The 8353-nt window shown below is 61.5% G+C and carries 8 protein-coding genes; 6 read left to right on the forward strand and 2 right to left on the reverse strand.

Annotation, left to right across the window (positions count from 1 at the left end; genetic code table 11):
* A partial coding sequence (locus IRZ24_RS13395; protein WP_297165076.1) for an amidohydrolase family protein occupies positions 1 to 503 on the reverse strand: 503 nt, incomplete at its 3' end.
* Between the two features lie 174 nt (positions 504 to 677).
* Between IRZ24_RS13395 and IRZ24_RS13400 the strand changes: the two genes are divergently transcribed.
* A complete protein-coding gene (locus tag IRZ24_RS13400) occupies positions 678 to 1553 on the forward strand; it encodes a hypothetical protein (RefSeq protein WP_297165077.1) in 876 nt (291 codons plus the stop codon).
* A 157-nt stretch (positions 1554 to 1710) separates the two neighbouring features.
* Here IRZ24_RS13400 and IRZ24_RS13405 read toward each other — a convergent pair whose 3' ends face one another.
* Entirely contained in the window at positions 1711 to 2565 is an 855-nt protein-coding gene (locus tag IRZ24_RS13405; protein WP_366914295.1) for a 3-hydroxybutyryl-CoA dehydrogenase, read from the reverse strand.
* A 257-nt stretch (positions 2566 to 2822) separates the two neighbouring features.
* Here IRZ24_RS13405 and IRZ24_RS13410 point away from each other — a divergent pair, with 257 nt between their 5' ends.
* The 5 genes from IRZ24_RS13410 (at position 2823) to IRZ24_RS13430 (ending at position 8135) form a co-directional block, all read left to right on the forward strand.
* Entirely contained in the window at positions 2823 to 4307 is a 1485-nt protein-coding gene (locus tag IRZ24_RS13410; RefSeq protein WP_297165081.1) for an NAD(P)-binding domain-containing protein, read from the forward strand.
* Positions 4308 to 4387: 80 nt separating this feature from the next.
* Positions 4388 to 5206, forward strand: coding sequence for an SDR family oxidoreductase (locus tag IRZ24_RS13415; RefSeq protein ID WP_297165083.1), 819 nt, complete (start codon positions 4388 to 4390; stop codon positions 5204 to 5206).
* Positions 5206 to 5799, forward strand: a complete 594-nt coding sequence (locus IRZ24_RS13420; protein ID WP_297165085.1) for a TetR/AcrR family transcriptional regulator — start codon at positions 5206 to 5208, stop codon at positions 5797 to 5799. The genes IRZ24_RS13415 and IRZ24_RS13420 overlap by 1 nt, the downstream gene beginning before the upstream one ends.
* Positions 5800 to 5917: 118 nt before the next feature.
* Positions 5918 to 6709: an alpha/beta fold hydrolase gene (locus IRZ24_RS13425; RefSeq protein WP_297165087.1), complete on the forward strand. Its 792-nt coding sequence runs from the start codon at positions 5918 to 5920 to the stop codon at positions 6707 to 6709.
* A 58-nt stretch (positions 6710 to 6767) separates the two neighbouring features.
* Positions 6768 to 8135: a cytochrome P450 gene (locus IRZ24_RS13430; RefSeq protein WP_297165089.1), complete on the forward strand. Its 1368-nt coding sequence runs from the start codon at positions 6768 to 6770 to the stop codon at positions 8133 to 8135.
* Positions 8136 to 8353 lie beyond the last annotated feature (218 nt).

Genomic DNA, 8353 nt, shown 5'->3' on the forward strand with positions numbered 1-8353 from the left:
GCCCCCAACCCATTGGTGCCCGTATGGAAGAGAGCCGGCACACCCAACTCCTGAATCTTCTCCATCAGCGGATAGAAGGCGCGATCATTGGGATAGAAGGCCTGGACACCTGGATGAAACTTCACTCCAGCCAATCCCAGATCCTTAATGGCCCGCTCCACCTCTTTCACAGCGGCCTTTCCCTTATGCGGATCGACGCTGGCAAAACCGATGAACTGCTGCGGATAGCGCCGCACAATCTCAGCGATATAATCATTGCCCAGAGGCGGCAGACCCGTAGCCGTCTCAGCATCCCAGGCTAAGAGCACCCCGACCATATCCAACTCCGCATAATCGGCAGCCATCTGCTCAATATCCTTCAGCTTAACCTCCGTCCGGAAAAAGCGCTCAGCGGCGCGGGCATAGGGACCGAGAGTCACCTCGATAAACTCGGTTGTCGGCAAATGAACATGAAAATCAATAGCGCGTGGCATCAGATCAACCTCGGCAATCGCTGCACACACAGAGACATCATTGCCTCTGCAACCCTCTCCCCTATTGTACCATACCCCAGGCGAGCAAGCTGGGAAGAAGCCATCTTCCCCACCTGACAGGCAGCAGCGCTGAATTGACAATCGCCTCCACTCCCCCTATACTTGTCTGCAGGCTCACCCAGGAAGAACAAAAGGGACGTGGCTATGTCGTTCACCGAAGATGAACTGCAATCCTTCAACACCATCCTTGAGCGTCGCCTTACCGCCCACCGCCAAGAAATGGAGAGGGCCTTCGAGCAGCGACTCAGTACCCTAAGCCGAGATTTCGAACAGCGCCTTGGTCAGCTCCAGCAGGAGCTGCTACGCACCCTGACCCACAAACTCAACGACCAGCAAAACGAACTCAACATTGCCCTCAGCCAGAAGCTCGGCACCCAGCAAACGCGCCTGGTCCAAGCCCTGGGCCACGAAGTTGAGCAGCGCCAGCAGCAGCAGCAGCAGCAGATCGAAAGCGCCCTTGATCGCCTGCTTGCCGCCCAACTCATGGGTATTGAGCAACTGCTCAACCAGCTTCTCAACCAGCGTCAGCCCAGCGTTGCCGAGAGTGCCACCAACGGTACAGCCAGCGGCGAAGAGCCAGCTCCCTCCTCCCAAGCAGAGGCGGAATCCATCGAAGTCCAGACGGAGCTCTCTTGGGACGACCTCATGGAAGCCATTGGCAGGGCCCTCGACGAGCGGCTGGAGCGACTCTACACTTCGCTGCGCGAGCTGAGCCGGAACTGGGAACAACACCTGGCGGTCCAGCGCGCCAACGCCAACGCCAACGCCGTTGAACCCTACCGGAACAACCAAAGCACCTTTCAGCAGGTCTTTCAGAGCATCGAACGACTAGAGCAGCTCGTTGAATCCCTGCAAGTTGCCATGACCGCCAACCACGCCCTGCTCTCGAACCGCCTCTACCATCACCAGCACCTTCCCCTAGAGCGAGCGCACCCCAGCAGCCAACAGCTCCACCATGCCAGCCCTCCCCCGGGACCGGAACCACGCGTCTCGCTGAGCGAAGAGCACGAAGAAGACTGAACCACCGACCTCCTTCTGCCCCTTCTCTCTCACGTAGCTCGAGAGAGGTTCCAGGGCCCCAGGTCCCAGCAAGGAAGGCCAATAAGCAGTGGCCAGCTTAGACGCAGCTGGCCACCTCTCCACCCAACACCTGGCAGGGGGAGCAGCTCCCTCCCCATCAGGAATACTCATAGAAGCCACGACCGCTCTTACGACCCAGCATCCCCGCTGCGACCATACGACGCAACAGAGGCGGCGGGGCATAGAGCGGCTCCTTATACTCCTCATAGATGGCTTCCGCGGCCCACAACGTCGTATCCAGGCCCACATAATCCAGGAGCGTAAACGGCCCCATCGGATAGCCACAGCCCAACCTCATGGCCGTATCAATATCATCGCGCGAAGCCACACCGTTCTCCAACATGCGAATTGCTGAGAGCAAATAAGGAATCAGCAAGAAATTCACAATGAAGCCAGCAGTATCCTTGGCCAGCACTGGCGTCTTACCCAACGACTCCGCAAAGCGACGCACCGTCTCGATAGTCTCATCAGAGGCTGTAATTGGCCGCACAATCTCGACAAGCTTCATGACTGGCGCCGGATTAAAGAAATGCAAGCCGCAGACGCGCTGCGGACGCTGCGTCACTGCCGCCATCTGCGTCACGCTGAGTGAAGACGTATTCGAGACAATCAGCGCTTCTGGCCTCAGCAACCGGTCGAGAGCTGTAAAGAGACGCAGCTTCTCCTCCATTCGTTCCACAATGGCCTCGATCACCAGATCACAATCGGCCAGCTCTTCCAGGGCCACCGTACCGCGCAACCGTCCACGGTACTCCTCCACCTGCTCATGGGAAATCTTCCCCTTGTGCTCGAGCATCTGCCAGGCCTCGAAGATACGCTGGAGGCCCTTCTGCAAGAGCTCCTCACTAACCTCGCGCACCAGGACGCGATAGCCGGCCTGGACACAGGTCTGGGCAATGCCACTGCCCATGAGGCCGCAGCCAACGACACCGACACAGCGAATCGTTGCCACTGTCATGAAAGCCTTCCTCCTCTTGACAGCAAGAAACAACACACAGATTGAGCGTCTGCCCGCCGGCAAGCAAGGTCTCAGCGCCACGCTGCCCTTCGTTCGCCGGCAGGGCCTCACTTACTATAGCATCTCGCCCCGGTCCCGAGACAAGACCCGCACCTTCTTGACTTTTGGTCAAATTTGAATTATATTCAATAACGGGCGGGGCAAAGAAGGCAAACGAGCTGGGCGCCATCGGCTCAGCGAGAGGAGCGGAGGTGAGCCAATGCGCGCGTGGGGTCTGCGGAGGAGAGAGCTGCCTGACGCTCGGCCCGACCGAGCCGGTCAAGGGGTTGACCGGTACGGTGCAGCAAGCCGTCACCACCAAAGGAGGAACTCGCATGGCATCGCGCTACTGCATCATCGGCGCTGGCTACTCAGGTCTCGGCATTGCCCGCGCCTTTCAGGATGCCGGGATTGCCTTCGACATCTTCGAGCAGAACGAGGACGTGGGGGGCAACTGGCTCAACGGCGTCTACGATGCGACGCATATCATCTCCTCACGCAACAGCACCGGCTACGAAGAATACCCCATGCCGGCCAGCTACCCTGATTTCCCCAGCCGGCAACAAGTGCTTGACTACCTGCGGGCCTATGCTGACCACTACGGCCTCAGGCGCTACATCCAGTTCCGACGTCGTGTCGAACGCATCGAGCCACTTGACCCGCGTGGTCTGAGCGGCTGGCACGTGACCCTCGACGATGGGCGTCGCTTGGAATACCGTGGTGTGATTGTGGCCAACGGCCACCATTGGGACCGACGCTATCCCAGCTACCCGGGAAGCTTCAGCGGTAAAGCTCTGCACTCGAAAGATTACAAGAATGCCAACGACTTCGAAGGCGAACGCGTTTTAGTCGTAGGGGCTGGCAACTCTGGTTGTGACATTGCTGTGGAGGCTGCCCTCTGCAAACGCATCAAGCAGGTTGCCATCTCGATGCGCCGTGGCTACTACTTCCTGCCCAAGACCATCGCCGGCATCCCGGTAGCCGAAATGGAAATGCCCTGGATGCCGCTTTGGCTGCAGAAGCTCATCATCAAGGCTGCGCTGGCCCTCATTGTGGGTCCCAACTCGCGCTATGGGCTTCCCAAGCCGGACCACGATCTCTTTGACCGCCATCCCATTGTGAACTCCCAGCTGCTCTACTTTATCCGCCACGGCCTGATCACTCCCAAGCCGGACATAGCGCGCCTTGACGGCAAGCAGGTTCAGTTTGTGGACGGCAGCAGTCAGGAATTCGACACCATCGTCTGGGCCACGGGCTTCAACGTCTCGTTCCCCTTCCTGGACCACCAGCTCTTTACCTGGGAGCACGGCTATCCCCGCCTGGTAGCGCACCTGATGGTTCCGGATCTGGCCAATCTCTACATCTTTGGCCTCCTGCAACCGCGCGGTGGAGCTGGCCCCCTCATCAGCCGCGGTGCGCGCCTGCTGGCCGAGCTGATCCAATACCAAGAACGACTTGAGGTTCCCATCGCCAACCTGATTGCCCGCTGGGAGCCGCCCTCGGCCCGCTACCTGGTTGGCGTGCAGGAGACCATGCGCTCCATCGAGCGGTTGCGACGTCGGCTGCGGCGCCTGGCGCCACGGGGCAGCCAGCCTGGAGGCCTCAGCCGCGACCAGAGCCAGTCACGCGCTGCCTCAGAAGCCACCTCTGGCCCCGGCTACGCCGTCCCTGCCGCTGGTCACGCCAGCCAATCGTGATACCTACTAAGGCAAGGTGCACGCCACACCACACCACACCACACCACGCCAGACAAGCACGGAGGGAGGGAGGAACCATTATGCAAAGCCACCAGCCTGGCCGATTGGTTGGCAAGCGCGTCCTGGTCACCGGCGCTGCGGGGGCCATTGGCAGTGCAACCTGTGCCGAGCTACGTCGACGGGGGGCGCGGGTCATTGGCCTTGATCGGCGTGGCGGTGAGGGCATCATCCAGGCTGATGTGACCAGCAGCGAGGCTGTTGAGCGGGCCGTAGCCCAGGCGATTGAGGAGCTGGGCGGGCTGGATATTCTCATCAACCTGGCGGGCATCGGCCTCCCCCAGGATGCCGGCGCTCCCCCGAGCGAGGATGTCGCCCTGACCCTGGAGGTCAACTTGTTAGGACCCTGGACCGTGACGGCCTATGCCTTGCCTGCCTTGCTGGCCTCGCGCGGGCGTGTGATCAATGTAGCCTCCGGTCTGGCCTTCGCCACTGTGCCTTTTGCCTCCGCCTACGCCGCCAGCAAGCGCGCGCTGGCGGCCTGGTCGGATGCCTTGCGCATGGAATATGGCAGCCAGATCGGTGTGACAACGGTCTATCCGGGCTATGTGCGCACCCCGATCCATGCTGCCGCCGAGGCCGCTGGCCTCTCGCTGGCCGATCTCGTACGCGAGGAACCGCTGGAGGCCGTTGTACGTACTCTGGTGCGCTGCTGCAGCGGGCGTGTCCGCCGCGATGTGGCCACCACGCGCCTTGGCGCCCTGGAAATCGGCTTGGCGCGCCATCTTCCTGCCCTGGTCGATCTCGTGATCCTGTTGCGCCTGCGCCGTCTGGCTCGCGCCCATCGCTACGACCGCTCGCCCCTGGCTCAGCGCATGATCAAGCGCTGGGGGATCACCTGATGCTTCACAAGCAGAAACGGAAAACACGTCGCGAGCGGCTGATCGAGGTCGGCCTGGACCTCTTTAGCAGGTATTCCTACGATGAGGTGGCCATCGACGATATCGCTGCCGCCGCTAATATCTCTAAGGGCCTGCTCTACTACTACTTTCCGACCAAGCATGATTTCTATTTGGCGGTGCTGCGCCACAGCACGAACCAACTGCTGGAGCTGACGGAGCCGGATGCCTCCCTGGAGCCGCTGGAGCGCCTGCGTGTCGGCCTGCTCGCCTACTTCACGTTCGCCGAGCTGCACGCTCGCACCTATGTCGCCCTGCTCCGTGGCGGCGTCGGCGTCGATCCCGAGGTCGCTGCCATTCTCAACCATGTGCGGCAGACCTATGTCGAGCGCGTCCTGCAGGGCTTACCGGAGAGCGAGCGCCACGGACCCGCTCTTCGCCTGGCGATCACTGGCTGGGTCGGCTTTGTCGAGGCTTTGAGCCTCTCCTGGCTGGAGGAACGCCAATTGAGCAAGGAGCAGCTCACGGAGCTGGCGATCCGCACGCTGCTAGCAACGATCAACAGCTTACACGAGTTGGGCAGTTCGCCGCGCTGAGCGAGTGGAGCGAATCGCGCCGGGCTCAGTCTCACCTGCAGCGCGGGAACGCCATCTGATACCTTTCAAGCGACTGAGTCTCTCGTTCGCTTGCACTTTCTGAGGAGGGACACGGGCAATGGCAGCCTTTCAGACACGCAGCCAGGTCGTCACTGTCGATGGCACTCCAGTACGCTATGAATACGCCGGCGAGGGGGAGCCGGTGGTCTTTGTGCATGGCCTCTCTGGCTCGACCAAATGGTGGGCCAGGAATATCCCGGCCATCGCCCAACAGTATCGGGTCTACCTGGTCGACCTGCCTGGCTTCGGTGCCATGCGGCGCTTTCGCCGCCAGTTCCACCTGTTGCGCGCTCCTCAGTGGCTGGGCCGCTTCTGTCAGGCTCTGGGTCTGGAGCGCTTTTCACTGGTCGGTCACTCAATGGGAGGATATGTCTGCATGGCTTTGGCCGCTCAGCGTCCCGAGCAGGTCAAGCGCTTAGTGCTGGTCGCCTCGATTGGCATTCCTTTCGAGCGCTCCGTGGCCCAGCTTCTTTGGCCCACGGCTCTCGCTCTGGCCCGTACAACGCCTGCTTTCTGGCCAACTCTCCTCTATGATGGGGTCCGTGCCGGCACCTTGATGATCTTACGTGCTGCCCACCAGATTGTGGCGCTGGATGCCCGCCCGCTTTTGCCCACTCTGCGCACTCCTACGCTGCTCATCTGGGGGGCCCAAGATGACCTTGTTCCGCTCGCCTTTGGGCGCCAGCTCCATGCCTCCATTCCGCAGGCCCGCCTCTATGTGATCGCGCGCGCCAATCACATCTGTATGTATGATCAGCCGCAGCTGTTCAATGAGGCCCTGTTAGCCTTTCTTCAAGGCCAGGAGGTTGGCGAGTTGGCCTCGGCGACCGCGGCTTCACATCAGTCCTAGCTTGTCTGTCTGTCTGTCTGTCTGTCCGTCTGTCTCAGGGAAGGGGGAATAGCGACCTATGGTGCAAGCGCCTCAGACGCCGGTGAGACGCCAGCCGGCCAGTCCCAACTTGCGGGAGATTCTGGCCTTGCTCTCGCGGCGCAATCTACCTATGACCTTTCTTCGGCTCGCTCGCAAGTATGGCGACGTTGTCCACGTCAAAGGGGGGCCGCTGGAAATCTTCCTGCTCAGCCACCCGGAGGACATCCGGGAGGTGCTGGTCGTCCAGCATGCCAATTTCCACAAGGGGCAGGGGGTCCAGATGACCAGTCGCATGCTGGGCCAGGGCTTGCTGACCAGCGAGGGCGACTTTCACAAGCGGCAGCGCAAGTTGATCCAGCCGGCTTTCCACCGCCAGCGTATTGCTGCCTACGCCACGACGATGGTTGAGGAGGCGTCTCGCCTGGCTCGTTCTTGGCAGGATGGCGCGGTCGTCGATATGGCTGAGGAGATGATGCGCCTGACCTTGGTCATTGCTGGCAAGACCCTGTTCAATGTCGATGTGGAGCGCGAGGCGAGCACGGTCAGTCAGGCGATGGCTGTGGCAATGGAGGCCTTCATTAAGATTGGCCTTTCTCCCTGGGCGGAACAGTTGGAGCGTCTGCCTCTGCCCATTCGCCGCCGCTTCTATCGCGCCCGCGACGAGATGGATCGCGTCATCTATCGCATCATCGAGGAGCATCGACGCAGTGGCAGGGACCAGGGCGACTTGCTCTCCTGGCTGTTGCAGGCCCACGACGAGGAGGGGGCTATGAGCGATGAGCAGCTCCGCGACGAGATGACAACGCTGCTATTAGCAGGGCATGAGACCACGGCCAACGCCTTGGCCTGGACCTGGTACCTGCTGGCCCAGCACCCCGAGGTCGCTGAGCGCCTGCGCCAGGAGGTCGAGCAGGTCCTTGGCGATCGCTTGCCTACTGCCGACGACTTCCCTCGTTTGACTTACGCTGAGTGGGTGCTGGCAGAGTCAATGCGCCTCTACCCTCCAGCCTGGAGCATCGATCGCACGGCAATTCGCGACTGTGACATCCGCGGCTTGGCCATCCCCGCTGGGGCCCGCGTTATTATGAGTCAGTATGTGGTTCACCACGATCCGCGCTTTTATCCTGAGCCGGAGCGCTTCTTACCCGAGCGCTGGACGCCCGAGGCCCGCGCCGCTCGCCCGAAATTCGCTTACTTTCCCTTCGGGGGCGGCCCTCGCCTCTGCATTGGCGAGCCGTTCGCCTGGATGGAGGGGGTGCTCGTGCTGGCAACGCTCATTCGCTCGTGGGAGGCTGAGCTTGTTCCTGGACAGCGCATTGAACCGGAGGCCGCTGTGACACTGCGTCCCCGCTTTGGTATCCGCATGCGCTTGCAGCAGCGCCAGCGGGCGGCGGTCACCGTCTGATCCGAACCCGCCAGCAGCGGGGCGGTCTCCATGCACCAGGCCAATGCCCAATGCTGGCCAGGCAGCGCCGCCGCGCATGGCTACGCTGGGAGCCATGCGCATGGCCTACCTGAGACGCTTTCGCCTCTTCTTGAGAGTATCCTCCATCCGCTTGTCCTGGCTTGTCTTGGCTGTCCTGACCTTGCCCCACCTTCCTGTCGTCCCACCCTCCGGCCCCC

This window comes from Thermogemmatispora sp., from assembly GCF_019683755.1.
Classification (GTDB): domain Bacteria; phylum Chloroflexota; class Ktedonobacteria; order Ktedonobacterales; family Ktedonobacteraceae; genus Thermogemmatispora.

Bases quoted from the DNA above. Each gene is read 5' to 3' on its own strand.
- IRZ24_RS13415 (WP_297165083.1), top strand. From the start codon at position 4,388: ATGCAAAGCCACCAGCCTGGCCGATTGGTTGGCAAGCGCGTCCTGGTC.
- IRZ24_RS13400 (WP_297165077.1), top strand. From the start codon at position 678: ATGTCGTTCACCGAAGATGAACTGCAATCCTTCAACACCATCCTTGAG.
- IRZ24_RS13425 (WP_297165087.1), top strand. From the start codon at position 5,918: ATGGCAGCCTTTCAGACACGCAGCCAGGTCGTCACTGTCGATGGCACT.
- IRZ24_RS13430 (WP_297165089.1), top strand. From the start codon at position 6,768: ATGGTGCAAGCGCCTCAGACGCCGGTGAGACGCCAGCCGGCCAGTCCC.
- IRZ24_RS13420 (WP_297165085.1), top strand. From the start codon at position 5,206: ATGCTTCACAAGCAGAAACGGAAAACACGTCGCGAGCGGCTGATCGAG.